This is a genomic window from Arthrobacter sp. W4I7, from assembly GCF_030816215.1.
Classification (GTDB): domain Bacteria; phylum Actinomycetota; class Actinomycetes; order Actinomycetales; family Micrococcaceae; genus Arthrobacter; species Arthrobacter siccitolerans_A.
This window is the reverse complement of the sequence record NZ_JAUSXU010000001.1, coordinates 4,602,413-4,625,631: the sequence shown is the minus strand read 5'-3', so window position 1 is coordinate 4,625,631 and position 23,219 is coordinate 4,602,413. Positions and strand designations below refer to the sequence as shown.

Below are 23,219 nucleotides of genomic sequence, written 5' to 3'. Positions count from 1 at the left end.
GAAGGTCTTACCCCCGGAGGGCACCCAGCCCGGAGATCAACGCCTCCAGTCCCAGCTCGAAGGCCACATCCGCCGGCCGACCCGGCCCGCCGGAAGCGCCTTCCGGCGGGTTGGTAGCCGCGCTACGCACGGCCGCCGTGAAGTTCGGCGTCGACTCAGCCATGGACCCGGAATCGAAGATATCCTCAGGAGCCGTGACGTCGTACGCCGAGCCGAAGATAAAGGACTCCAGCGCCACAATGGACGAGACAACCCGCTCCTGGGGGAAGCCGGCGTCGAGGAAGCCCTTGCTCACGGTCTCGTACATCGCCAGTGTCTGCGGCGCGTCGGTCACCGGGAGGACGGCAATCACCGGAATCAGCGGCGTGTGCTCCGCGAAGACATTCCGGTAGCTCCAGGCCCAGCTGCGCACGGCCTCTTCCCAGGGTGCCGCACCAAAATCGGATACGTCCACCAGCGAAGTGAGATGGTCCTCCACCAGGAGCAGTACGTCGCGTTTTGAGGCCACATGGTTATAAAGGGCCGACGGCGCCACGTCCAGTTCCTTGGCCAGGCCCGCCATCGTCAGGCCGTCATAGCCCTTGCGGTTGATGAGCTCCAGTGCCGCCACCGTGATTCCGGCCTTGTCCAGCAGCGCGGCGGACGGGCGGCCCGCCCGCCTCCTGGCAGCGCCAGCGCCACCCCCGTTAGCGGCGGCACTGCCCCCACTAGCGGAGCCCGCGGCGTCCGCGGAGCTTCCCTGTACGGCTGGTACTGCCGGCATTACTGGCCTTTCTCTGGTGGTCTCCAGCATTATTCCATCCGCCACTTCCCGTCTCCGCGCCAAAAGGCTATAGTTCTAATAAATGAATGACATTCATTTAGTGCTCCCCGTCACAGAAGGGAGCTCAAGAGAGGACATCATGCTGAACCTGAACCGCGACGTCGTTGTCGTTGGAGCCGGGCCCTCGGGACTTACCGCTGCCCGCGAACTGAAGAGGGCCGGCCTGAGCGTTGCCGTCCTGGAGGCGCGTGACCGCGTGGGTGGCCGCACCTGGACCGACACCGTGGACGGCGCCATGCTGGAAATCGGCGGCCAGTGGGTCTCGCCGGACCAGACCGTACTCCTGGACCTCCTCCAGGAACTGAACCTGCAGACCTACCCGCGGTACCGCGAGGGCGAATCGATGTACATCGGGAAGGACGGTATCCCCGTCCGGTACACAGGGGATACCTTTCCCGTGGACCCGGACACCGAAGCCGAGATGAACAAGCTCGTCACCCTGCTGGACGGGCTCGCCGCCGAGATCGGCCCCACCGAACCCTGGGCCCATCCGAAATCGCGCGAACTGGACAGCATCTCCTTCCATCACTGGCTCCGGCAGCACTCAGCCAACGAGGAAGCCTGCAACAACATCGGCCTGTTCATCGCCGGAGGCATGCTCACCAAGCCCGCCCATGCGTTCTCCGCGCTGCAGGCTGTCCTGATGGCCGCGTCCGCAGGGTCCTTCACCCACCTCACGGACGAGGACTTCATCCTGGACCGGCGCGTGGTGGGCGGCATGCAGCAGGTCTCCCTGCTGCTCGCACAGGAGCTGGGGGACGACGTCGTCCTTAACTCCCCGGTGCGGACCATCAACTGGGAGTCGGACGCCGACGGCGGGCACCGCGTCATGGTCGAGTCGGAGCAGGCGACGGTGAACGCACGGTTCGTGATCATGGCCGTGCCGCCCAACCTGTACTCCCGCGTCTCGTTCAACCCGCCGCTGCCGCGCCGCCAGCACCAGATGCACCAGCACCAGTCACTGGGCCTGGTCATCAAGGTCCACGCCGTCTACAGCCGGCCGTTCTGGCGGAATTCCGGCCTGTCCGGCACGTGCTTCGGCGCGGGATCCCTGGTCCAGGAGGTCTACGACAACACCAACTTCGGCGACACCAGGGGAACCTTGGTGGGCTTCATCTCGGATGAAAAGGCCGACGTGGTCTTCGAGTTGAGTGCAGCCGAACGCAAGCGCGCCGTCCTGGAGTCCATTGCCGGCTTCCTGGGCGCGGAGGCACTGGAGCCCGAGGTCTACTACGAGTCCGACTGGGGCTCGGAGGAATGGACCCGCGGCGCCTACGCCTCCAGCTACGATCTTGGTGGCCTCCACCGTTACGGCAAGGACCAGCACGCCCCGGTGGGCCCCATCTACTGGTCCTCCTCAGACCTCGCCGCCGAAGGCTATCAGCATGTGGACGGCGCCATCCGGATGGGCCAGCGCACGGCGGCAAGTATTTGCGAAGCAGCGAGAGTCACTGTTCCGGCCTGAAGCAGTCGCGTGCGGTGGTGGATTCTAAGCATGCTTACTAATAGGCTGGGCTGTGGGGAGCGTCCCCGTATTCAGACGAACGAGGTGAGACATGACTGACACCGGGAGCATCAGCAAGGTAACGGACATCATCAACCATTCCCACATTGGAATGTTGACCACCATCAACGAGGAAGGCGCGCTCGTCAGCCGGCCGCTGGCCGTCCAGGATGTCAAGGACGACGGCGACATGTGGTTCTTCACCGGCCTCGGCACCTCGCAGGTTGCGCACGTGCGGGCTGACCCGCGCGTCAACGTTTCGTTTGGGAAGAACACCGAGTGGGTTTCCCTGGCCGGGACCGCCGAGGTGGTGACGGACCGGGAAACGATCCGCGAAAAGTGGAACCAGGCCGTTGAAGCGTGGTTCCCGGACGGTCCGGACACTCCCGAGGTGTGCTTGCTCCGCATCGATTCCGATTCGGCCGAATATTGGACCAGCCCCGGCGGAACGGCCGCCACGGTGTTCCAGTGGGTCAAGTCCAAGGTCACCCACAGCCGGATGAGCGTGGGCGAAAGCGGCACCGTAGAGCTGTAGTAACCCGGGAACCGGACGCTATGTGCCGGTCAGGGCGCCGAGGACGGCGGGCAGCAGTACGTCGTCCCGGCCCCAGGCCGGGTCCAGGATTTCCACGTACCAGGAGTCGGCCAGCAGCAGGGCCAGGTTGTCGTTGGTTTCCCCGGCCCAGTCCTGGATCTGGTCCTCGGTCACCGGGTTCTCGCTGGAGCCCAGCACCGTCACTACTTCGCCGCCGTCCAGTGTCACCGGGATGGCGGCGTTGCTGGACTCGCCGGGGGCATGGGCCACCGTCACCAACTCGGTCCGGGTGGAGAGGGCCAGGAGTTCGGCGGCAATTTCGGCACTGCAGAACGCCGTGACGTATTGCCGCTGGGAAACGCCGGCAGACTGCAGCCCGGGCTGGGACTCCTTCGTGAACAGGCCGTTCCGGTTCAGGGCAGCAAGCTCGACGGCGATAGGTGCGGTCTCGGCGTCGTACCTTGCCGTGAAGGTGGCTGGCTGGAATTCACTCTGCCCTTCGAGCCAGCGCGCGGTGAGTTCGCCCGCGCCCGCCAGCGTAGTGGCCTGGCGCCAGGCGCCCCGGTCCTCCAGCCGCCTGCCGAACCGGTCACGGTCTTGCGTTTCTTGAAGCTCCATCCTCAAACGCTACGGTGCCCGGCCGCCGGACTCCAGTGACGGCGACACAGCAGTTAACGCGCGGAACAGCAACTTAATGCCCGTTGGCAGGAATTCCTGCCGCCTGTTCAGCAGCGGCGAGGGCGCGGCGAAAACGTTCGACGGCGGGCGGGTACTCCTGGTGCCGCGCGGCCCGCAGCTGCTCGGCCTCGCGCATGGCCTTGATCACCGCAGCGGTGTGGGGCAGCCGCACATCGGTCATGGCCGGGAAATCGATGCAGTAGGCGGGATCCAGTTCGTAGCGGCGCCAGCGCTCCAGCAACAGGCTGTGCTCAATTTGCGCTGCCGAATAAAGGGGCAGGTACTCACGGCGTTGGCGCCGGTCCAGCAGCCAGGAGGCCAACCGCGGGCTGCCCCGGTAGGCGGCAACGCCCGCTGCCACCGCCGCTCCTGTAAGGAACAGTCCCGCCCAGGCGGACGCGAGAGTCGGGATGAGCAGGGCGGGCAGGGCTACCGCGGAGCCCAGGAACAGGTCCCAGAACAGCTGGTCCGAACGCTCCGGCTCCCTGCCCGCGCCAGCCAGCGCCCGCCGTCGGACCTGGAACACGGTGCCGGCCACACTCGCCACCAGCACAGACCCGCACAGCAGAAGGACCCACGCCCCCTGGAACAGGGATTCTGCGATGGCTGCCACCTTGCACCTCCACGTCCACAGGCCCGTGCGGGAACGCCGGGCTGCTCCTTCCATTGGAGCGCCTTCCCGGGCCGCGGTCAATGGCTCCGCCAGTACCGGCCGAAGCCATGCTGCAGGGGCGCCAAGGCCTTCCTGACGCCCAGCGGGCCACGTACCGTGGGACCCATGAGACTCAAAATGTGCAGCATCCACGTCCAGGACCCCGCGGCCGCCCATACCTTCTATACGGAGACCCTTGGCTTCGAGACGCTGATGGCCATGCCGGAGTACAACCTGTTCATCATTAAGGACCCCGGTGCGGACCAGGGGTCAGTGGGCCTGCTCCTGGAACCCAGCGACAACCCCATCGCCGCGGACTACATGAACGCGCTGCACAAGGCCGGCCTGCCCGCCATCGTTTTCGGCGTGCCGGACGTGCATGCCGAATACGAGCGGCTCACCAAGGCCGGTGTGACTTTCCGAGGCGGGCCCGCCGAGGATCCATCCGGCATCAGCGCCGTGTTCGACGACGGCTGTGGCAACTTCATCCAGCTGCACCAAGACTGACTTCCCTGGACACAACAGAGGCTTGTTCGCAGATCCGGCCGCCCATCAAGGTTCGCATTCGCGGACAGGCCCCGGTTTCGGGAACGCCAGAGTGTCAGGCGCGGGCCCGCTTGGCGTCCTTCTTGGCTGCTTCTTCCTTCACGCGCTGTGCTTCGGCGCGGACGGCTGCGTGGGTTGCGCGCTCGGTGACCAGCCACGCGGGGGGAGCCTGCAGCAGCGCGGTGATTTCCGCCGTCGTCAGCGCTTCCTCAACACCGCCGCGGGCGAGGCCGCTGATGGAGACGTTCAGTTTCTGCGCCACCACGGGGCGGGGGTGCGGGCCATTGCGGCGCAGTTCGGCGAGCCATTCCGGTGGGTTGGCCTGGAGCTCGGCGAACTCCTCGCGGGTGATGGTCGATTCCTGGAACTCCTGCGGTGTTGCGGGCAGGTAGATGCCAAGTTTCTTGGCAACGGTGGCCGGCTTCATGGACTGGGAGTTTGCAGAGGTCATGCTTCAAGGGTATCCGGGCGGACGGTACTGTGAAGACGTGCCCACCGACAACGCCCCCCAGCCAGACGCCGCTCCATCGGGGTCGGCCGATCCCGCCGCGGCGGACGCCCCCCGCGTCCTCCGCGTCGCCTACGTGGCGGGCGTGACGCCCGGCAAGTGGATCCGCCGGTGGGAGGAACGGGTGCTGGACATTCCCCTTCAGGCGTTTATGTCCGACGACGGCGCACAGCTCGAGGTGCTGCGTGACGGTTCCGCGGACCTCAGCTTCGTCCGCCTTCCGGTGGAGCGCGAGGGCCTCAGTGTGATCCCGCTGTACGAGGAGCAGCCCGTGGTGGTCGCCCCGAAAGGCCACGAAATATCGGTGTTCGAGGAAGTGGCCCTGGCCGACCTGGACGAGGAGGCCTTCCTCGACGTCGCCGCGCTTGGCGGTCCGGAAGCGGCGCTGCAGGTGGTGGCTACCGGCGCGGGGCTCGTGATCCTGCCCATGTCCGTGGCCCGGCACTTCAACGTCAAGGACACGGTGGCGAGGCGTCTCACGGGAGCGCCCGGCACCGAGATCGCCGTTGCCTGGCCTACCGACTCCAGCGACGAGGTGATCGAGGAATTCATCGGGATCGTGCGTGGCCGGACTGCCCAAAGCTCCCGGCAGCCCTCGGCCCAGCCCGTCAAGGTGAAGAAGGACCCCAAGCCGGACCGGCGCGGCACCGGCGCAAAGAAGGCTCCGAAGGTTGCCCAGCGCTACGCCCCCAACCCTGACAAGGGCCGGGGCAAGGGTTCGCGGAAAAAGGGCAAACGCTAGGCGGCGCCCTAAAAAAGAGCCAGAGACGCCAGGAAGGCCGGCCCCTTGCGGAGCCAGCCTTCCTGAACCATAAACGACTTATGCCGTGTAAGCCCTACGCAGTGCAGGCCTAGGTGTTTTGGACGTGGTCTTTAGCGTCAGTGGCGCGGTCTTTGACGTCGGTGACGGCGCCTTGGCCTTCGGTTTTGACGTTCTGGACACCTTCGGTGGCGGTGGCCTTGACGCTTTCCATCGCTTCCTGGGCCGGTTCCTTGAGGTCCTGGACCATGTCCTTGGCGACGTCGGTGACCTGGGTGGCCAGGGGTTCGGCGGCGGTCTTGAGCTGCTGGGCCGCTTCGCGTTCCTTCTGGCTGGCCGGGATTAGGGACGAGACGAGCATCCCGGCGCCGAACGCGATCAGGCCGGCGGCCAGGGGGTTGCCCTGGGTTTTGGTTTTGACCTGGTCCGGGGTGTGCGAGATGGCTGTGCCGGCGTCACTGAGTTTGGCGCCGATGTTGTCTTTGGCGTCGTGCAGGGTGTCTCCGGTGCTGTGCAGGGCGCCGGTGGTGTGCCCGGCGCCCGAATGGACCTTATCCTGGACCCGGGTGGTGGTGCTGTCTGCTGCTCCCATGATCCTCTCCTTCACGCCGCTGACGGCGTCTTTGACTTTGTCGGTCTGGCGGTGGACGACGTTGGAGGGGGTGACTTTGTCGGCGACCGCGTCCACGTTGGTGCCCAGGCGGGCACGGGTGGCTTCTATGTCGGCACGGATTGCGTCCGGGTTATCGCTCATCGGTTTACCTCACCTGGTTTTAGGGTTGGGGGAATTTCGGAGAGTGTTTCGCCCGTTTGGGGCATGCCCTGGATTTGCTTGAGTTCCTTGCGCCCGATCGAGGCCAGGACCGCGGCGATGATGGCCCAGATCACGGCGACGATCACAGCGGCCCAGCCCAGCGGCATCAGGGCGCCCAGGGCGAACATCAGGGCCAGGGACAGGAAGAGCAGGACGAAGTGCCCGGCCACACCGGCTCCGGCGAGCATTCCCCCGCCTTTGCCGGCCTTGGTGGCGGACTGTTTCAGTTCGGCCTTGGCCAGTTCCACTTCCTGGCGCATCAGGGTGGACAAATCCCGGGTCACATCACCCAGCAGTTCACCCAGCGACGCGTTGTCCGCTTTCACATGCGCCGCGCTCGGCGGCGTCTCCGGAATCTGGCTGCTCACAGTTGGCGTCCTTCCGTTGACCGGTAGGTGCCGTCAGCAGCGTGGTAGCTGCCGTCCTCGTCACGGTAGGGGTCATCGTCGAAGCGGAGCGGGGTGTCCTCGGCGGTCCCGGCGGGGAGCGTGGTGGTGGATACCGGCGCTCCGGTGCCGACCACCGGCTCGTCAAACAGATCGTCGGTGCCCGCTGCGTATACCGTTTCCTGGCGGAGCGGGGCTACCGGTGCGGACTGGACCGGCCGCCGGGCCTGGGTGGACTGTGCAACGCCCTGGGAATCGGGAGCCCCGGCGGTGAGGCCCCGGGTGAGGCGGCCTGCCAGGATACCGGCGCCTGCTGCGAGCAGGAGGAAGGTGCCGGGCCGGTTCCGGGCGAACCTCTGGACTTCGCCGAGCAGGTCTCCGGGCTGCTTGTTCTCCAGCCAGGAGGCGACGGATTCGCTGCGCTGGGCGGCTTGCCGGATCAGGTCGCTCGCGACGCCCTGCTGGTCGGGGGCGTCGGCCATGCTCTGCAACTGGCTGGAGATGGTCCTGATGCCTTCGGCTGCCTTCTGCTGCTGGGTGCCTGCCTGGTTGGTCAGTCCCGACTTGGCCTGGCCCAAGAGATCCTGGGCGCTGTGCTTGGCCTCGTAAGCCACGTTGGCGGCTTCTTCCTTCGCCGTGTGGGCAACCCCTTGGGCGGCAGTGGCGGCCTGGCCGGCCACATTCGAAGCCTCTTCCTTTGCCGCCCCGGTCTTAGAGGTGCCGGCCGTGCCGGCAGAGGCTGGGGTGGCGTAGGTGTCTTCAACGCCCACTTCGGAAGCGCCGTAAGGGTCCGGGATAGCAGGGTTAGGGGTCTGGGGCCATTGGTTCTCTGTCATCATGCTCTCTTTCGCAAAGGGTCAGCTGGCGATCAAGAACCAGCAATGCTGGCAGTAGTTAGTAAGCAGGGTTACTACTTAGATACTAAGCACACTTCCCATTTGGAATGCAAGGGGGTGTGTCGCGGCTTGGGTTTAAGCGGCAAGGCGTCGAGGCGGATAGTAAGCCTACTTGCGAACAGGATGCTAAGCATGCTTATTGTAGGTAGGTAGCGACGCATGAAGGGGTAATGCCACCCACACTTCGCCACCTACAGGAAGGCCGCGGCCGATGACGAGCAACCTCGATCCGGATGCACGGAACAGCTACCGCCTTATTACGCTGGCGGCGCGTCTGGTCCAACGGCGTCAGGATGATGCGTTGGCACCCCTTGGCCTGACCCGGGCAGCCGTTATAGCTCTTGAAGGGTTGGCTGCCGGACCGCTTAACCAGGAGCAGCTCGCCGAAGTTGTCCGGGTGCAGAGCCAGACCCTGGGCAGGGTACTCACCCGGCTTGAGGGCTCAGGGCATCTCACCCGCACCCGCCAGTCCACGGACCGCAGGCAGTTTAGGGTCGAACTCACGGATGTTGGCCGGGCTGCGCTCGAGGCAGCGCGGCAGGCAGAAGCGGATGCCTACCCGGACGATCCGGAGATCTCCTGGAAGGTTCTGCAGGACGAACTCACCAAGTTCATCCGGGCGCTGCCGCCCAGCCGGGACCCGGAGGTGGTTCCTTTTGTAGCCCCCGAACACCACCGCACCCCGCGCCGCCTGCCGGGCACGCGCGGCCATGGCTTCCGGGGACTGAACCATCCGCACCAGTAAAAGTCGCCAGCGGTGACACGAGCCGGCAGTGACGGCAGCGAAGGTGGCAGTAAGAGCCGGAACAAAGGTGAAGGGCAGGGCTTTGTGGCCCTGCCCTTCACTGCGTGACTGTCAGCTGTTGTCCTGGTCCTCGTTCGCCTGGGCCCCTGTGGCGTCGTTGTTGTCCAGCAGCCCGCGCTGGGCCAGATCGGCGGCCTCTGAAGACCCGTCCGGCAGCGGATCCGTCGCCGGCGGCACGTCGCTTGGTGCGTAGTCGGCAAGCCCGGCGGCAACCCGCTCCTGTTCGGCTGCTGCCGCATAGGCGTCGTCGTCAATGTCCTCGGGCATTTTGCCGTGCCCTGTCCGCGTGGGAGTCGGCAATGCATCCTCTTCGGGGATGATCACGCCGCCAGGGGCAAGGTCCTCGTTGTCATTTCCCGTTGCCATAGTCTGCCTTCCTTCCTGTCGGTTCGTTGCTTGCAGGGAGATAACTTACGACGACGGGACTGTCGGTCCCGTGGACCAGCGCAGCAGGGCTGCCACATCGGCCCCGTCCTGCAGAACCCCGCCCGGGACCAGCAGGACGCGCGCATCGGTCAGCGCGGCCGCACGCAGCAGGGCCGCCGGGGCCGGGACTTTGCCCAGCACCTTGGCACCCAGGGATTCCTCCTCGGCGGTGGCAATCCACGGCTCGGCGTCGAGTGCCAGCAGGGTCCGTTCCGAGAGGGCGCCGTCATCCAGGATCAGCACCTCTACCTGGGCCTGCTGGAGCGCATGAACCACAGCGCCGATCCCGGTAGCGGACTCCGGATTGGCCTGCCCTTCCTGCGTGGCCAGCCGGTCCATGATGTCCTGTTGCTCGGTGGCCCACTGTTCAGCGACGCGCTGGTTGACCTGGTCTTCAAGGAGGCTCGGATCAGCACCGGCTGTGTGCGTGTGGGAATCGACCACGGACACCAATGCCTGGGTTGCCTTGGAGAGTTGCTCCTGCACCAGCCTCCGCGCGTGGATGTCACCCGCAAGGACCACCAGGCGGGCGCCGCTGCTGCCCACAACGCGGTCAATTTCCCCGGCCACCTGATCCGCGTTGCGGCGCCACACATCTTCGGTGTGGTGCTGGAAGCGGAGGTGGGCCCAGCCCCCGCCCTGGAACTTCTTGATGTGCTGGCTGTCGCCCTGGATTTCCTCCGTGCTCGCCGGCGCGCCGGCTCCCGCGTAGTGCAATCGAATCTCGCCGTTGTCCCGGCTGACTTCTGCAACAACGTACGGGAACTCCTCGGGTCGGTGCTTGACCAGCGGCAGGAGGTCGGGAAGGGGATCCACCGAAATCCGTTCCGGCAGCACTCGCTCGCCGGGCAGGACCTCATTGATCTCAACGTTGCCCTGGTGCACCAGGACGAACCGGGAAACAGGGGAAGGGATTCCTGCCTCAGGCTGCAGGGCCTGCTCCATCGCATCGAGGTCCGCCGCTGAGGCTCCCTGCGCTTCCAGCGCGGCACGGACATTGCCGGGCCGGACGTCCCCCGCTTCCAGGCTGTCTACGGTGCCTGTTCCCGCGTCCACGTAGGCGGTGCACCAGGGGCCCGGGAGCCGGTACCGGTCCGCGTGCTCCTTCAGGCTTCGGGTCACTTCTCTTCCTCCTCATCGCTGATGGAATCGGGGGAAGCGACGGGATTCAGGGCCTCCTGGATTTCAGCAGGATCCGTGTCGTCGGGGAAAGGTTCAGTTTCGCGCCATTCCTCCGCGTGGGGCGGTTGGTTTGCGTGGACCGCGCCCTGGGTTTCGTGTTTCAGCTCATCATCGAGGATGGGGCCGTGTTTGGTGTTGCCGCGTTCAGCCATGACGATCTCCTTCGCTCAGTGAATTTAGTATCACAGGCTTACTAGTTCGTCACTTCACCGTAGCACCAGGAGGCGGCGGTCAAAAGAGGCAATGCTGGGGATCTCGCTCAGGCTGCGCAGGCATCCTTGAGGGCCTGGACGGACCCGGACGGCACTTGGTCTCCGGCGTCCGCAATCTCGCCCAACGGCGTCGTAATTTCAGTGGGAACGCCCGCAGTACGGGCCGCCGATACCAGCCCGCCGAGGGCCCTTTTGTCCTCCACGCTGACCAGTCCGTCCTGGACCACGGCGCAAATCTGCCGGTTCACTTCCTCCGCGGCTGCCGTGGCCACCTTCGACGCGGCGTCGCTGGCCGCATTTCCGGCGGCCTCCTCGACGGCGCCGCAGCCGCCCAGCAGCAACATCAGGGGGACAGCGGACAGGGCGGCAAGGCGGCGTTTCATGGTTCCACCCTAACAATCCGCGGCCCCTGAACTGTTAGCGGCCACTCGCCGCCGGGACGCCGAGGACGGCGTCCAGGAGACCGTTGCGGAACTTGCCCTCGGGATCGTGGGAAGAGGCAAGGGACCGGAATGCGGCGAAGCGGGGGTACAGGGTTTCCCAGTTGTGGCCGGCCGGGGAAAAGAGCTTGCCCCAGTGCGGCCGGGCACCGAAGGGCCGGAGCAGGTCCTCGAGTTCCGGCAGGAGTGCTTCCACCTCGGGCTGCAGCGGCTTCCAGGTGAAATGCAGGGCCACGCTCTGCTGCCGGTAGAAGGGGCTCAGCCAGAACTCGTCGGCCGCGCCCGTCCGGATCTCCGAGACAAACAGCAGGGGCGCCAGCTTGTCCGCCAGGCCGCGGACTGCCTGGAGTGCCGCCGGCGCGTGCTCCAGCGGCAGGATGAACTCGCTCTGGAGCTCCTCGCCCTTGCTGGGGGTGAACTCGTGCCGGAAATGTGCCAGGCGGTCCAGCCATGGCCCCGGCTCATCCAGCTGGATGGTGCAGTTCTCCGCGGACATGTCCGGCAGCGGGTGGCGGGGGCGCTTGGCTGCTGTGGCACCGAACAGATCGGCCAGCGGAGGCTCCGAGGCCAAGGCCTTGAGCCATACCTGACTGATCGTCCCGCCGGCGTAGTCGGTGAACAGGCTCACGCTGTAGGCGCTGGACACGATCTCCGGGAAGGCTGCCAGCGCCCGCTCCCACGGCAGGTTCTCCAGGACGCGCTGGCGCATCTGGAAGCTGGGCTGGACGGTCAATTCAAGGCCGGTCACAATGCCCAAAGCGCCCAGGCCCACCACGCTGGCGAAGAACTCTTCCCCGTCCGCCCGGGTAAGCGTGGCCAGTTCACCGGAGGGCCGGACCAGGTCGATGGACTCCACAGCGCCGGCAAGCGAGGGGTTGTTCACCCCGGAGCCGTGGGTTCCCGTCTGCACCGCTCCTGCCACCGAAATGTGGGGCAGTGATGCCAGGTTGTGGATGGCCATGCCGGATTGCTCCAGTGTGCGGCACAAGGCGCCGTAGCTGACACCCCCGCTGACCTTTACGGTACTGCGCTCCTTGTTGAGGACGATCTGCTGCGGCAGGGCATCGAGCAGCACATGCACCCCCTCGGTGTCCCCTACCCGGTTGAAGGAGTGCCGTGATCCAAGGGCTTTCACCAGAGGTGCACGCTCCACGATCCGCGCCAGTTCGGTTAGCGATTCCGGCCGTTCGACGGTGCCGGACGAATATTGGAGGTTTCCTGCCCAGTTCTTCAATGAATCAGCTTTCGGGTGGGGGATGGGGATGGCTCACTCAACTGTCAGCGCTCACAATCGGCATGTCAAGGCGGCTCCACCTGCTGTCACGGCACCTTGCAAAGGAATTTCAGATTCCGTTGCCCTGCCAATTTCCATCGTTGTAAGTTGGGCTGATGATTCAAGACCCTGACGGACCTGGGGCTTCTGGTGAACGGCCCTGCCCGGGACTGCGCGCAATGGCTTGGGAGCGAGGCATGGACCATCACAGTCGCCGGCATCACCCAGCTGATGGGAATGCCGGCACTGAACCTCGAGCTTCCGCCGCCTGAAGTGCATTTCTACCGCTTCACCCGGGTACGGACCTCCTGAACGCCGGTCACGTGAAATTCATCGGGCTGAAATTCATCGGGCGGCGCCGTTCGGCGTGCGCGTGAATCGTGGCAGAGTGGGATGCAGTCGAGTTGAGGGAGGAACTCAGTGTCTGATCTGGGAGAAGCAACCGCCAGCGTGTCTGAGGGCGATGCAGTGGAACAGGCCGGCGAAACCGGCAACGCGACTGTCCCGCAGGATGCAGAGGTGACGGAACCTGCAGAATCCGTGGAGGACGTGGAGGACGTGGAGGACGTGGAGGCCGCGGAGGTGCCGGAAGTTCCGGAAATCACTTTCGACGAAAAGTTCTATCCGGCACGGCCCAAGGCGCTGCGGCCCGTGGCCCGCCGTCGGCAGTACTTCGCCAACGCCCCGTCCCTGGAACTGGACGGCCTCAACAAGACCTACGTGGAGTGGCTGCGGAACCAGGCCATGCTCGGCGACGCCAATGTCATGGCCCGGCAACTCTCGGGGCAGGCGAGCATGTGGCAGCACTCGTTCGCGCACCCCAACCCGCGGGCCGCCGTCGAACGCGCTTCCGTGTGGTTTACCGCCTACCCGCTCTCCTACATGACCACCCCGGGGCAGTCGTTCCTGGGGGCGCTGGGTGACCCGGAGCTGTGGAAAACATTCCGCGAGATCGGTATCAGGGCCATCCACACCGGGCCAGTCAAGAAGGCCGGGGGACTGGAAGGGTGGAGGGAAACCCCCAGCGTGGACGGCCACTTTGACCGCATCAGCATGGCCATCGACCCGCTGTTCGGCTCGGAGGACGAGTTCCGCCGGATGTGCGAGGTGGCCGGCGAGCATGACGGCACCATCATCGATGACATTGTCCCCGGACACACCGGCAAGGGCGCGGACTTCCGCCTGGCTGAGATGAACTACCGCGATTACCCCGGCATTTATCACATGATCGACATCCCGGAATCGGACTGGCACCTGCTGCCGGACGTGCCGCCGGGCGAGGACTCGGTTAACATCAGCCCCGATGCTGAGCTGGCGCTGCAACAGGCCGGGTACATCATCGGCCGGCTGCAGCGGGTCATCTTCTACGAACCCGGCGTGAAGGAAACCAACTGGAGTGCCACCCGGGCCATTGTGGATACCACCGGCCAGAAGCGCCGCTGGGTGTACCTGCACTACTTCAAGGCCGGGCAGCCGTCCATCAACTGGCTGGATCCAACGTTCTCCGGCATGCGCCTGGTGGTGGGCGACGCGCTGCACTCACTCCTTGACCTGGGTACAGGCGCCCTGCGGCTGGACGCCAACGGCTTCCTGGGCGTGGAAAAGAGCGCCGAGGAACAACCCGGCTGGTCCGAAGGGCACCCGCTCTCCGAAGCGGCCAACCAGCTGATCGGCAGCATGGTGCGCAAGGTGGGCGGCTTCTCCTTCCAGGAACTGAACCTCACCATCGACGACATCAAGGCGACCTCGGAAACCGGACCGGACCTGTCCTACGACTTCATCACCCGCCCCGGGTACCACTACGCCCTGGTCACCCAGGACACGGAGTTCCTGCGGCTCACCCTGCGCCTGGCGATGGAAATCGGGGTGGACCAGGCATCGCTGGTGCATGCGCTGCAAAACCACGATGAGCTGACCTATGAGCTGGTGCACTTCGCCACCCGGCACAAGGACGATGTCTTCCAGCTGGCCGGTTCGGAGCTGACCGGCGCCGAGCTGACCGAACACGTGCAGGAGACACTGCGGACTGCACTGACGGGGGAGAACGCCCCCTACAACGCGGTGTTCACCACCAACGGCATCGCCTGCACCACGGTCAGCGTGATCACCGCGGCGCTGGGCATCAAGGACATCTCCTCGCTCACCGATGAACAGATCGATACTGTGCGCGAAGCCCACCTGCTGCTGGCTATGTACAACGCGCTGCAGCCTGGAGTCTTCGCACTGTCCGGGTGGGACATGGTGGGCATCACCACCCTGGACAGGGCGCAAGTCCGCGAGCTGACCTCACAGGGCGACACCCGGTGGATTAACCGGGGCGCGCACGACCTGATGGGTACCAACGCCGAAGCCACCCTCTCGGCCTCGGGGATGCCGCGGGCACGGAGCCTCTACGGCCCGCTGCCGGAACAGCTCAAGGACGAAGGATCCTTCGCGCGGCGGCTCCAGAAAATCCTCAAGGTGCGTGAGGAGTGGGGAATTGCCACCGGCGTGCTCCTGGACATTCCCGAGGTTTCACAGCGGGGACTGCTGGTGATGGTTCACCGCCTCGCGTCCGGGCAGATCCAGGTGACGGTCCTGAATTTCACGGCTGAGAGCATCACCGGCAGCGTTAACTCCAGCTACCTGGAGGCCGGCGCCGGGGTGCGGGATCTGTTCACCGAGGAGATCGTTGGCCAGGTGGATGACCTGCACAGCTTCTTCATCGAGCTGGGCGCCTACCAGGGAACTGCGCTGCTGATTGAGGAGCAGGCTATCGAGGAGGAAGACGCCCCGGAGGACCTTTAGTTCCTCCGGGTCCTGCTTGGGCTTCCACGCCAAATGGGTTGGCCGGGTTCTTTAATCACGCGGCCCTGATCAGCGGGAGCTCGTCCCAGCGAGTGCTGTATCCGGGGGGAGCGCATGCCGCGTTTCATGGTCCAGTCCGATCCGCCGCGGATCCCTGCATGGCCCAGCCCGATGGAGCCGCGGCCGTAGCGGCGGGTGATGTCTTCCAGCAGCGGCCCGATGTGCCGTTCCTCGTGCGGGTTTTCGAACGGTTCCAGCGGGTTCTGGTTGCCGCTGGCCCGCAGGTCCGTGACCATGATGCCGGCACGGGCGCACTTGGTGCCTTCGATGATGGCGCGCAGCAGCGCGTGCGCGGCCTTGATGAGGATGACGGGGTCCGCCGTCGGCATGGGAAGCGGGACGCAGACGGAGGGGAAAGACGTTTGCTGGGCGTTGAAGTGTGATGTGCCGGCGAACGCGGTGAGGAGTTTGGCCTGCAAGTTGTCTTTGGCCAGCCGCCCGCTGGCCATCTGGGCGTAGACGCTGAGGACCTGCCGCACGCCGTGGGCCGTAGTGATGGGGGCGGAGAAGGAGCGGGAAAAGATCAGCTGGTCGCGGCCGATCCGGGCCTCTTCCAGAGGGATGCCCGGTGTTCCCTGCAGTTCAAGGACGGTGCGCATCATCACCACGGAGAAGCGCTCGCGGATCCTGACCGGGTCGGCGCGTCGGAGGTCCAGGATGGACTGGATGCCCATGGCGTTCAGGCGTTTGGTGATCCGCGTTGCCACACGCCAAATTTCGATGACCGGGAGCCTTGCCATCAGGGCTTCCTGGTGTTCGGCCGGCACTGAGTCCCAGCGGCACACGCCGCCGAACGCGGGGTTGTGCTTGGCCCATTTGTTTGAGCACGATCAGCGGCTTCCCTCGAGGGACGGGTCAAAGACCCGCTCGGCGCTGGCGTAAAAGCAGTTGACGTCCACATGGGCGATCTCGGGCATCTGCCGCATGGCGGCGGGCTTGGTCACGGCCGCCCCTCATGCCGGTAAGCTGCCTTTTTCATCTCGGCGCTATTCCTCTCGCACGGGCCGGCTGGACGGCTTTTAATAGCAGAACGGAAGGTGGCTCGAGTCGATGGATCTGCGTACACTCAAGGGAGTCAGACTGCCAAAGCCGGAGGCGCAGATGCCTGCACTCTTGATCGCCCGATTTCGCGGGGACGTCGAAGAATTGACTCGCGCTTATGATCGAGCGCACAAAGTGATCATGGAGACTGGCGGACCGCCCGGAGAGCTGCGTCATCATTGCGCCGTCGATGACGACTCGCTGTATCTCATTGGAGTGTGGGAGTCCGAGGAGCTTCTGCGGACACGCTTCACAAGCGAGCGTTTCCAAAGAATCCTTGCTGAAGCCGGCTTCCCTTCGACGGATGATGCGGAGGTCACGATCCTGCGCCTGCATGCGATCGAACCCCCGCTATAAGCGGCGCACGAGGTATGGGAGACAGCGGGCATCTGCCGAGATCAGCCTCGCGTCGAGCAGAGCCGGAAAATTCGCGTTGGCCGGAAGAGCGCACATTACACATGGTGCAGGCACCTCGTGGCCACACCCAGAGGGTAATCCGCAGCCGCTTCACGGTCAGCTCCCCGTCCAGCACGGCAACCACCACTGAGCCGTCGCTGGGCTCCATCGCCCGGTTGACGATAAGTTCGTCCCCATCGCTGATGCCCGCCCGCTCCATCGAGTCGCCGGTCACCCGGACCACGAAGTGCTGGTGATGTCCTTGATCAGGTGCGCATTCAGGTCTAAGCGGCCATCAAAGTAGTCCTGGGCGGGCGATGGATAACCAGCAGCCACCGGCACTGGCGACAGCCAGGCCAGCTGCAAAGAGAGCCCCGCCTCTATCACGCGGGGACCGACAATAACGCCCACAACGCACCCTCAATCGAATATCTTCGATACCTTGAGTGTGCAGCGGCGGGCAGACAATGGGGAGGCCGGTGCAGTCAGGCTGTCCGGTCCACCGCGGCGAGAATGGCCCGTCCCAGTTCAGCGGGCTTGGTGAACTGGGGCCAGTGGCCGGTGGGCAGATCCGCGTACTCCACGTCCCGCATCCGGGCCAGTTCGGCAACGAAGGGGTGGCCGCCGTCGATCCATTCGCGAAGCATGGAGGACGGGAACTCGCAGGCGATTACTGTGGCGGGCACGCCGTAGCGGCGCTCGTCGGCCAGGTGCTGGCGGTCATAGGCAACGCCCTTTGGCTGGGGAATGGCCCGTGCGCGGAAGGCTTCGCGAAGCCCTTCGTCGAGGTCAACCAGGTCGGCGTCCTCGAACTCCTCCCACGGCGGAAGGGGTACGTCGTCGCCGTCGGCCGTTAATTCGTCGTTGATGACGCCCCCTTCGCCGAGGGGGCCGCTGTCCACATAGATGGCGCGCGCCACCCGGTCCGGACGGGCATCGAGGGCGCCGTGGATAATGGCGCCACCGCCGGAATGTCCCACGAGCACGACTTTGCCCTCGAGGGAATCCACGGCGGCAACCACGGCATCGATATGGTCGCGCAGTCCGATCCCGGCGCGGTCCGCCTCGACTGACTCGAGGCCGGGGAGGGTTAGCGGATGAGTGCGATGGCCGGCGGCGTCCAACACGGGCGTCACCTCAGCCCAGGAGGAGGCGTCCAACCAGAAACCGGGTACCAGGATGATGTCCATGACGGCACCCTACTATCCGGGCCTGACAATATGAATGCGCGCTCCCGCCCGGTTGCTTCCACGCGAACCACAGCAGTTCCGGCTGCCGGCCTGTATTTCCAAGCTGGCTGAACCGGAGGCTTGAGGCGCGACAGCGGCAACCGGGCGGGAGCGTACGTGTCGCTCAGCGCCGCTTGCGTCCCCGTCCTTCCGTTCCGGAGCCGTCCTTCCGCTCCGCCGTCTCGCGCTCCGCCCACCGCTGGGACTTTCCGGCCGACACCACCTTCTGGTGCCACTCCCGCTGGTAGGCGCGCTGGGCCGCGGCGTCGCTCCGGCGCGCCAGGGCGGCCAGTTCGCGCTGCAGCTTCAGGTAGTTGTGCCAGCGGCGCTCCTCCAGTACGCCGTCGGCTATCGCGCCCTGCACCGCGCAGCCGGGCTCGCCCTCGTGAGCGCAGTCAGAGAACCTGCAACGGGCGGCCAACACCTCGACGTCGCCGAACATCTCGCCAATGCCATCCTCGGCGTCGAACAAGCCAAAGCCCCGCACTCCGGGGGTGTCCATCAGCACCGTCCCGTTAGGCAATGGCACGAGCTCGCGCGACGTGGTGGTGTGCTTGCCCTTGAAGTCGCCGGAACGCACTTCCCCGGTGTCCTGGACATCACGGCCCACCAGTGCATTGATCAGCGTGGACTTGCCGGCGCCTGACGGCCCGAGCAGGACGATGGTACCGCCCGCCGGAATGTGCGCAAGGAGTTCGTCGGTGCCGTCACCGTTTTCTGCGGAGGTGGTCACCACGGCCACGCCCGCCGCCTGCAGGATGACTTTGCCGACGACGTCGTCCGCCACCGCGGCGAGGTCCGCCACCGCGGCGAGGTCCGCCTTGGTGATGATCACCAAGGGAGTAGCGCCGGAGTCCCAAGCGGCCACGAGGGTGCGCTCCAGCCGGTTGTGCGTGAGGGGGCGGTCCACCGGCACCACCACACCCACCATGTCCATGTTCGCTGCCAGGACCTGCGCGGCGGATGAGTCCTCGAAGGCCCGTTTGCGGCTCAGCTCCGAGCGGCGGGGGAGGACGCCAAGGATCTGGCGCCCGCCGGCCCGGTTGGCGCCGATCCACACCCAGTCGCCGGTGACTGCCGTTTCACCGGTCAGGGGGTAGGGCAGGTGCAGGAGGTCCGCGCCCGCCGCCACCAGCAGCAGGTTGCGGTCCACGCGGACCACCCGGCCGCGCTCGGTGGCGCCCTGGAGGGGATGGTTCTCGAAATGCCGGGCGACGGCGGGGGTGTAGCCGTAGAGGGACGGATGGCTGTTGTCAGTGGTGCTGCTCGTAGGGTTGGTGCTGTCCAGGGCGTGGCCTGAAGAGGAGTTCACTGTGATACCTCGGGGAAAGACCCCCTGTGCACCGGCCACTGACGGCCTTGGTGTTCGGCGCTCCGCTGGTCAGCGGGCGCAGGTGCGGTACAAGGGGAGGGTTTGGATGATGGGTGCGAAGCGCTCAAGGCGCGCGGCTGTGACAGTCATCAAAAACACCTCCCTCTCCCGCCGTAGAACCGGTATCAGGTCCCTAAAGTTTTTCCGAAGCAGTTGGCTTGCGCCTGCGCTTTTCGTGCAGGCGCCGGTCCGGTCCCCACTCTAGCCGCGGCTGCCGGTGCCTACCAGAGAAAATATGTTCTAGATTCTCCTGGCATCCCGTTCCCGGGTTGGATGGCTAGACAACCAGGAACACGCCAACGGCCACCAGCCACAGCGACCACGCGATGTACGTCGCCGGCGTCAACGCTGCGGCCAGCTTCCAGCTGTTGGGTTCAAAGGGCCCCACGAATTCCAGCGAACACAGCGCCAGCACCGCCCCCACGATGATTCCCACGATCCCGAGCCAGCCCGGCACGGCGCTGCCTTGGATCATGGCCGCCCCGGCCAGCACGCTCCACGCGCCGGTGAACAGGTAGCCCAAATGCTCGCCCACTGCCACGCCAAGATAGCGGTTGAACGACTGGAAGACCACGTCCACCGCCTCTTTGCGGGCCTCGGTGGCGCCGGGATCGGTGGCGGCCCGGGCCAGATAAGGCACCAGGAAGGGCCAGCGGATGAGGCCCAGGAACTGCACGACGGCGGCCAGCACGCCGGTTGCCGATCCCACCGAAAGCAGCGTGGCATCCGCGCCGGCCAGCGCACCGGACAGGAGCACCGCCGCCGGGGCCAGCAGAACGGCCGTCATCGCGAAGGACCACCAGAGCAGGACAAGGCTTGACCCGCCGTCGCGGAAACGTTGCAGGATTTCCTGGGTGGGCTTCCGGAGGATGTCCGGATAATCGAACTTCGCGGCCAGTGCGGCGAACGCCGCATTGAAGGCCAGCGGCAGCACTATCAGCAGCATGCCAGCCACGGCGGCGGGATTCACCGCTGCGCCCCGGCGGCAGGCCCCGCGGCGGCTGAACGCGGGGCGGTTGAAGGCACGGGGGTTGAATACGCACCAGGCAAATCCACGACGGCGGCGCTCGCCGCAAGTGCGGCGGCCAGCCCGTCGCGGCGGCCGAGAATGCGGCGAAGGACGAAGCCGGTGAGGGCAGTGACCACCAGCGCGCCGCTGGCACCAAAGGAAACGTAGCCGCTACCGGCGTCGACGATCACATTGGCCGTGGTCACCCAGCCGAGCGCCCAAGCTCCGCTCACGGCGACGGTCCAGAGCGCTACGGTCCAGAGACCCACGGTCCGCGGGCCGTGCCGGAACGCCAGGCCCTGCGCCAGTCCCACTGCCACCCCCGTGATGGCGCCTGTGGCGGCCAGGGCGGGAACTGACGTCGCCGAGCCCGTGACGGCGGCAGCAGCCGCACTGCCCACGGCCATCCCGATGGTGCCGGCCGCGATCCAGTACGGGCCGACGGCGGACCGCAGGGCGAGCCATTGGGCTGTGCCGATGACCGTTCCCGCGATGGCTCCGGCTCCAGCGGCCGCCAGCGGGCTGCCGGCTGGCCCCACCAGCAGGAACGCCGCCCAGCCGCCCCGGGGGAAACCGGGGAATGAAAGTATCCAGCGAAGGAATGACATCGAAAGCTCCTGAGGTGAAGGATAGTGTACGTCGTACGCTACGCTTAACGTACAATGTACACAAGAGGTCACAACAGAAGGTTTTGAATTGATGTCAGGAACAGTTCGCGCCCCCCGCGCCCGGCGCCCCCGTAACTCCCTCAGGCTCGACGGGATTCTCGACGTGGCCGAACGGGTGGCGGCAGGCGGGATCGAGTCGCTGACCATCCGCGCGGTAGCTGCTGAGCTGGAGTCCGCGCCTATGGCGCTGTACCGCTACTTCAGCACTAAAGACGAACTGGTGGACGCGCTCCTGGACCGTGTCCTGGGACGCATGGAGCCGCCGTCGGAAAGCGGCAGCTGGATCGAGGACCTGGGCGTCTTCGCGCGGAACCACCGCGACCTGCTCGACCGCCACCAGTGGGCGGTGTCCGGACTCTTCGCCCATCCGGCCCCCGGACCCAACGCCCTGCCCATCGGGGAGTGGGCGCTGCGGATCCTGGAACGCGGCGGGATCACCGGTGATGCGGCAGTGGCGGCGTTCAGCGGGGTCCTCGCCCTGAACTACGGCTGGTCATCATTTGTAGTGGCGCGGACGGCCGGGGCGGGGGAGTCGCTGGCTAAAGACCTCGCGGAGCCGGCCGTGGCACAGGCCTTCCCGCTCACGACCGCGGTGGCCGGGCCCATGGGCCGCTACGGCAGCGGGGACCACTACGAGCTGGTGCTCGGCCTGCTGCTCAAAGGGATGGCCGGCAACATTTAGCGTTGGAGCTCCAGCGCCCGCTTCTGCCGTGCCGAGATGCTCGACACGTAGCCGCAGTTGGTGCACGTGATCCGGTAGGACCGCGAGGTGGTGAATACGGGGATGAAGAACAGGGTGAACTTCGTGGCCCGCTCCTCAAGGTGGTGGTGCACGAAGGACCCGCAGTTCCGGCAGGTAGCGGGCTTGCCGGCCATGGCCTTGAGCACTGTCTTGAATCCGAAGAGAAGGAGCACGTTTTGCCTTTCTGGATGGTCCTGCGGGCTATCCGACAACTTTAGGCCCTGCCGGCCCAAGGGTTTGCCCTGACAGGTTCCCGGACCGGTGCCATACTTAGGCAGCACGCTATTCCGTATCGGGGGGACTTCGGCTAAATGGTTCTGGATACCGCGACCCTGCGGATCGCGTTTGGCCTGATGGCCCTGGTTTTGGTGCTCCTTTTCTACTTCTCCGCATACCGGATCACGCGCTCGCCGTACAGCGGCTGGTGGTGCCTGGCGCTGGTGTTTTTCCTCTCCGGATCCGCGTCCTTCCTGCTGGACGGTACGCCGCACCAGGTCTGGGCCAACCCGCTGGGCAACGTCCTGCTGGTCCACGGCGGCGTGGCCGTCTGGGCCGGCGCGCGCTCGCTGCGGACAGTCCCGCCGATCAAATGGGCCTTCACCGGGATCCCGCTGGTCACCCTGCTTGCCTCCGTCCTGGACAACCCGGCCACCAACACCTGGTCCGGCGGCCCCGTGTTCCTGGCGGCCATGAGCCTCACGGTCGGGCTCGCGTCCCGCGAGCTGTGGCGCCTGGAGCCCGGATATTCGCGCGTCCGGATTCCCATGGCCGTGGCGGCCGGCGGTCTGGCAGCCTTCTATTTCCTGCGCTGGCTGGTTTTCCTGGTGGAAGGCCAGAACGGCCCCACCTTCGTTACGGTCTTCGGCTCCGCCGTCACCACCCTGGTGACCATGGTGCTGCTGGTGGTCGTCTCTTTCAGCATGGCCGCCCTCAGCAGCGAACAGCAGACCAGGGCACTCCGGGTAGTGGCCTCCCGTGACGATCTCACCGGGCTGCTCAACCGGAAGGCCTTCCTGGACCTGGCGGCCGAGCAGTTAGCGGACCGCAGCACCACACGCGGCTCCGGCACCCTCATCCTGGCCGACCTGGATCATTTCAAGTCCGTCAACGACACCTACGGCCACGCCGCCGGAGACACAGCCCTGCAGTCCTTTGCTGATGCCTGCATGGCCACCGTCCGGTCCACTGACCTGGTGGGTCGGTACGGCGGCGAGGAGTTTGTCCTCTTCCTGCCCGGAACCAACGCGGAACGGGCAGAGAACATTGCCGAGGAGATCAGCCGCCGCTTGGCCGCTGCCCCCACGGTGGACGGGATGGAGATGCCCACCGTCAGTTACGGGATCTCCACCTACGACGCCGGCACTACAGACGTGGACGGCCTCATCGCCGCCGCGGATGACGCCTTGTACATGGCCAAGTCACTGGGCAGGAACCGTACGGCGCGCAGCGACATGACCCGCTAGGAACCGCCTGGA

At 65.9% G+C, this 23,219-nt stretch carries 29 protein-coding genes and 1 pseudogene; 10 read left to right on the top strand and 20 right to left on the bottom strand.

Going from position 1 to position 23,219, the window contains the following annotated elements; translation table 11 throughout:
• Positions 1-7 precede the first annotated feature (7 nt).
• A complete protein-coding gene (locus QF047_RS21045; RefSeq protein WP_307281146.1) occupies positions 8-763 on the bottom strand; it encodes a TetR/AcrR family transcriptional regulator in 756 nt (251 codons plus the stop codon).
• Positions 764-902: 139 nt separating this feature from the next.
• On the opposite strand from QF047_RS21045, the gene QF047_RS21040 reads away from it, so the two are divergent.
• Positions 903-2,288, top strand: a complete 1,386-nt coding sequence (locus tag QF047_RS21040) for an NAD(P)/FAD-dependent oxidoreductase (protein WP_307281143.1) — start codon at positions 903-905, stop codon at positions 2,286-2,288.
• Positions 2,289-2,379: 91 nt separating this feature from the next.
• A complete protein-coding gene (locus tag QF047_RS21035; protein ID WP_307281141.1) occupies positions 2,380-2,862 on the top strand; it encodes a pyridoxamine 5'-phosphate oxidase family protein in 483 nt (160 codons plus the stop codon).
• Between the two features lie 18 nt (positions 2,863-2,880).
• On the opposite strand, the gene QF047_RS21030 is transcribed toward QF047_RS21035, so the two are convergent.
• Both QF047_RS21030 and QF047_RS21025 read right to left on the bottom strand, forming a co-directional pair.
• On the bottom strand, positions 2,881-3,480 hold the full coding sequence (locus tag QF047_RS21030; RefSeq protein WP_306636938.1) for a hypothetical protein: 600 nt from the start codon (positions 3,478-3,480) through the stop codon (positions 2,881-2,883).
• A 73-nt stretch (positions 3,481-3,553) separates the two neighbouring features.
• Entirely contained in the window at positions 3,554-4,153 is a 600-nt protein-coding gene (locus QF047_RS21025) for a hypothetical protein (protein WP_307281137.1), read from the bottom strand.
• Positions 4,154-4,318: 165 nt separating this feature from the next.
• On the opposite strand from QF047_RS21025, the gene QF047_RS21020 reads away from it, so the two are divergent.
• Positions 4,319-4,699: a VOC family protein gene (locus tag QF047_RS21020; protein WP_307281135.1), complete on the top strand. Its 381-nt coding sequence runs from the start codon at positions 4,319-4,321 to the stop codon at positions 4,697-4,699.
• Between the two features lie 94 nt (positions 4,700-4,793).
• Here QF047_RS21020 and QF047_RS21015 read toward each other — a convergent pair whose 3' ends face one another.
• Entirely contained in the window at positions 4,794-5,189 is a 396-nt protein-coding gene (locus tag QF047_RS21015; protein WP_306636944.1) for a DUF5997 family protein, read from the bottom strand.
• Here QF047_RS21015 and QF047_RS21010 point away from each other — a divergent pair.
• Complete coding sequence (locus QF047_RS21010; RefSeq protein ID WP_307281130.1) at positions 5,152-5,988, top strand: LysR substrate-binding domain-containing protein; 837 nt, start codon at positions 5,152-5,154, stop codon at positions 5,986-5,988. The genes QF047_RS21015 and QF047_RS21010 overlap by 38 nt on opposite strands.
• A gap of 109 nt (positions 5,989-6,097) precedes the next feature.
• On the opposite strand, the gene QF047_RS21005 is transcribed toward QF047_RS21010, so the two are convergent.
• Genes QF047_RS21005 through QF047_RS20995 form a run of 3 tightly spaced genes read right to left on the bottom strand, consistent with a single transcriptional unit; the run spans position 6,098 to position 8,042 of the window.
• Entirely contained in the window at positions 6,098-6,760 is a 663-nt protein-coding gene (locus tag QF047_RS21005) for a DUF3618 domain-containing protein (protein WP_307281127.1), read from the bottom strand.
• Positions 6,757-7,188 (bottom strand): phage holin family protein, encoded by a 432-nt coding sequence (locus tag QF047_RS21000; RefSeq protein WP_306636949.1) that lies wholly within the window; start codon positions 7,186-7,188, stop codon positions 6,757-6,759. The genes QF047_RS21005 and QF047_RS21000 overlap by 4 nt, the downstream gene beginning before the upstream one ends.
• Positions 7,185-8,042, bottom strand: coding sequence for a hypothetical protein (locus QF047_RS20995; RefSeq protein ID WP_307281123.1), 858 nt, complete (start codon positions 8,040-8,042; stop codon positions 7,185-7,187). The genes QF047_RS21000 and QF047_RS20995 overlap by 4 nt, the downstream gene beginning before the upstream one ends.
• 271 nt (positions 8,043-8,313) lie before the next feature.
• Here QF047_RS20995 and QF047_RS20990 point away from each other — a divergent pair, with 271 nt between their 5' ends.
• Positions 8,314-8,847: a MarR family winged helix-turn-helix transcriptional regulator gene (locus QF047_RS20990; RefSeq protein ID WP_306636953.1), complete on the top strand. Its 534-nt coding sequence runs from the start codon at positions 8,314-8,316 to the stop codon at positions 8,845-8,847.
• Between the two features lie 111 nt (positions 8,848-8,958).
• Here QF047_RS20990 and QF047_RS20985 read toward each other — a convergent pair whose 3' ends face one another.
• The 5 genes from QF047_RS20985 to QF047_RS20965 form a co-directional block, all read right to left on the bottom strand.
• On the bottom strand, positions 8,959-9,273 hold the full coding sequence (locus QF047_RS20985) for a hypothetical protein (RefSeq protein ID WP_307281118.1): 315 nt from the start codon (positions 9,271-9,273) through the stop codon (positions 8,959-8,961).
• 45 nt (positions 9,274-9,318) lie between these two features.
• Positions 9,319-10,455, bottom strand: coding sequence for a Vms1/Ankzf1 family peptidyl-tRNA hydrolase (locus QF047_RS20980; protein WP_307281116.1), 1,137 nt, complete (start codon positions 10,453-10,455; stop codon positions 9,319-9,321).
• The gene (locus QF047_RS20975; RefSeq protein WP_306636959.1) at positions 10,452-10,667 is read right to left on the bottom strand and encodes a hypothetical protein; all 216 of its coding nucleotides are present in this window, start codon (positions 10,665-10,667) and stop codon (positions 10,452-10,454) included. The genes QF047_RS20980 and QF047_RS20975 overlap by 4 nt, the downstream gene beginning before the upstream one ends.
• Positions 10,668-10,774: 107 nt before the next feature.
• A complete protein-coding gene (locus QF047_RS20970; protein ID WP_306636961.1) occupies positions 10,775-11,110 on the bottom strand; it encodes a hypothetical protein in 336 nt (111 codons plus the stop codon).
• Between the two features lie 34 nt (positions 11,111-11,144).
• Positions 11,145-12,401 carry a D-arabinono-1,4-lactone oxidase gene (locus tag QF047_RS20965; protein ID WP_307281111.1) on the bottom strand — a complete coding sequence of 419 codons (1,257 nt, stop codon included), beginning with the start codon at positions 12,399-12,401 and terminating at the stop codon, positions 11,145-11,147.
• A 189-nt stretch (positions 12,402-12,590) separates the two neighbouring features.
• Here QF047_RS20965 and QF047_RS20960 point away from each other — a divergent pair, with 189 nt between their 5' ends.
• The gene (locus tag QF047_RS20960) at positions 12,591-12,752 is read left to right on the top strand and encodes a hypothetical protein (protein WP_307281109.1); all 162 of its coding nucleotides are present in this window, start codon (positions 12,591-12,593) and stop codon (positions 12,750-12,752) included.
• A 228-nt stretch (positions 12,753-12,980) separates the two neighbouring features.
• A complete protein-coding gene (gene treS / locus QF047_RS20955) occupies positions 12,981-15,227 on the top strand; it encodes a maltose alpha-D-glucosyltransferase (protein ID WP_306639198.1) in 2,247 nt (748 codons plus the stop codon).
• A gap of 55 nt (positions 15,228-15,282) precedes the next feature.
• Here the strand turns inward: treS and QF047_RS20950 are convergent.
• A pseudogene (locus QF047_RS20950) lies at positions 15,283-16,111 on the bottom strand (DUF4113 domain-containing protein); the annotation flags it as partial.
• Positions 16,112-16,337: 226 nt separating this feature from the next.
• Between QF047_RS20950 and QF047_RS20945 the strand changes: the two are divergent.
• Entirely contained in the window at positions 16,338-16,685 is a 348-nt protein-coding gene (locus tag QF047_RS20945; RefSeq protein ID WP_307281107.1) for a hypothetical protein, read from the top strand.
• Here the strand turns inward: QF047_RS20945 and QF047_RS22420 are convergent.
• From QF047_RS22420 to QF047_RS20920, 6 genes are all read right to left on the bottom strand, one after another.
• A complete protein-coding gene (locus tag QF047_RS22420) occupies positions 16,645-16,944 on the bottom strand; it encodes a LexA family protein (protein WP_373427825.1) in 300 nt (99 codons plus the stop codon). The genes QF047_RS20945 and QF047_RS22420 overlap by 41 nt on opposite strands.
• 11 nt (positions 16,945-16,955) lie before the next feature.
• Positions 16,956-17,135, bottom strand: a complete 180-nt coding sequence (locus QF047_RS22415) for a hypothetical protein (protein ID WP_373427784.1) — start codon at positions 17,133-17,135, stop codon at positions 16,956-16,958.
• Positions 17,136-17,209: 74 nt separating this feature from the next.
• Complete coding sequence (locus QF047_RS20935; RefSeq protein ID WP_307281105.1) at positions 17,210-17,914, bottom strand: alpha/beta fold hydrolase; 705 nt, start codon at positions 17,912-17,914, stop codon at positions 17,210-17,212.
• Between the two features lie 163 nt (positions 17,915-18,077).
• Entirely contained in the window at positions 18,078-19,265 is a 1,188-nt protein-coding gene (rsgA, locus tag QF047_RS20930) for a ribosome small subunit-dependent GTPase A (RefSeq protein WP_307281102.1), read from the bottom strand.
• A 337-nt stretch (positions 19,266-19,602) separates the two neighbouring features.
• Positions 19,603-20,295 (bottom strand): DUF4386 domain-containing protein, encoded by a 693-nt coding sequence (locus QF047_RS20925; RefSeq protein ID WP_307281101.1) that lies wholly within the window; start codon positions 20,293-20,295, stop codon positions 19,603-19,605.
• Positions 20,292-20,942, bottom strand: a complete 651-nt coding sequence (locus QF047_RS20920; protein WP_307281098.1) for a hypothetical protein — start codon at positions 20,940-20,942, stop codon at positions 20,292-20,294. The genes QF047_RS20925 and QF047_RS20920 overlap by 4 nt, the downstream gene beginning before the upstream one ends.
• Before the next feature lie 91 nt (positions 20,943-21,033).
• Between QF047_RS20920 and QF047_RS20915 the strand changes: the two genes are divergently transcribed.
• Positions 21,034-21,684 carry a TetR/AcrR family transcriptional regulator gene (locus QF047_RS20915; RefSeq protein ID WP_307281096.1) on the top strand — a complete coding sequence of 217 codons (651 nt, stop codon included), beginning with the start codon at positions 21,034-21,036 and terminating at the stop codon, positions 21,682-21,684.
• Here QF047_RS20915 and QF047_RS20910 read toward each other — a convergent pair.
• Positions 21,681-21,917: a zinc-ribbon domain-containing protein gene (locus QF047_RS20910; RefSeq protein ID WP_306636973.1), complete on the bottom strand. Its 237-nt coding sequence runs from the start codon at positions 21,915-21,917 to the stop codon at positions 21,681-21,683. The two genes, QF047_RS20915 and QF047_RS20910, sit on opposite strands and share 4 nt — an antisense overlap.
• Positions 21,918-22,055: 138 nt before the next feature.
• Here QF047_RS20910 and QF047_RS20905 point away from each other — a divergent pair, with 138 nt between their 5' ends.
• Positions 22,056-23,207 carry a GGDEF domain-containing protein gene (locus tag QF047_RS20905; protein WP_307281089.1) on the top strand — a complete coding sequence of 384 codons (1,152 nt, stop codon included), beginning with the start codon at positions 22,056-22,058 and terminating at the stop codon, positions 23,205-23,207.
• Positions 23,208-23,219: the final 12 nt, after the last annotated feature.

Coding starts and splice junctions, on each gene's coding strand:
- QF047_RS20920 (WP_307281098.1), bottom strand. CDS start 20,942: ATGTCATTCCTTCGCTGGATACTTTCATTCCCCGGTTTCCCCCGGGGC.
- QF047_RS20905 (WP_307281089.1), top strand. CDS start 22,056: ATGGTTCTGGATACCGCGACCCTGCGGATCGCGTTTGGCCTGATGGCC.
- QF047_RS20985 (WP_307281118.1), bottom strand. CDS start 9,273: ATGGCAACGGGAAATGACAACGAGGACCTTGCCCCTGGCGGCGTGATC.
- QF047_RS21035 (WP_307281141.1), top strand. CDS start 2,380: ATGACTGACACCGGGAGCATCAGCAAGGTAACGGACATCATCAACCAT.
- QF047_RS20945 (WP_307281107.1), top strand. CDS start 16,338: ATGGATCTGCGTACACTCAAGGGAGTCAGACTGCCAAAGCCGGAGGCG.
- QF047_RS21040 (WP_307281143.1), top strand. CDS start 903: ATGCTGAACCTGAACCGCGACGTCGTTGTCGTTGGAGCCGGGCCCTCG.
- QF047_RS21015 (WP_306636944.1), bottom strand. CDS start 5,189: ATGACCTCTGCAAACTCCCAGTCCATGAAGCCGGCCACCGTTGCCAAG.
- QF047_RS20970 (WP_306636961.1), bottom strand. CDS start 11,110: ATGAAACGCCGCCTTGCCGCCCTGTCCGCTGTCCCCCTGATGTTGCTG.
- QF047_RS21030 (WP_306636938.1), bottom strand. CDS start 3,480: ATGGAGCTTCAAGAAACGCAAGACCGTGACCGGTTCGGCAGGCGGCTG.
- QF047_RS20995 (WP_307281123.1), bottom strand. CDS start 8,042: ATGACAGAGAACCAATGGCCCCAGACCCCTAACCCTGCTATCCCGGAC.
- QF047_RS21045 (WP_307281146.1), bottom strand. CDS start 763: ATGCCGGCAGTACCAGCCGTACAGGGAAGCTCCGCGGACGCCGCGGGC.
- QF047_RS20935 (WP_307281105.1), bottom strand. CDS start 17,914: ATGGACATCATCCTGGTACCCGGTTTCTGGTTGGACGCCTCCTCCTGG.
- QF047_RS20975 (WP_306636959.1), bottom strand. CDS start 10,667: ATGGCTGAACGCGGCAACACCAAACACGGCCCCATCCTCGATGATGAG.
- QF047_RS21020 (WP_307281135.1), top strand. CDS start 4,319: ATGAGACTCAAAATGTGCAGCATCCACGTCCAGGACCCCGCGGCCGCC.
- QF047_RS22420 (WP_373427825.1), bottom strand. CDS start 16,944: ATGGAGCGGGCGGGCATCAGCGATGGGGACGAACTTATCGTCAACCGG.
- QF047_RS20990 (WP_306636953.1), top strand. CDS start 8,314: ATGACGAGCAACCTCGATCCGGATGCACGGAACAGCTACCGCCTTATT.
- QF047_RS21005 (WP_307281127.1), bottom strand. CDS start 6,760: ATGAGCGATAACCCGGACGCAATCCGTGCCGACATAGAAGCCACCCGT.
- QF047_RS20915 (WP_307281096.1), top strand. CDS start 21,034: ATGTCAGGAACAGTTCGCGCCCCCCGCGCCCGGCGCCCCCGTAACTCC.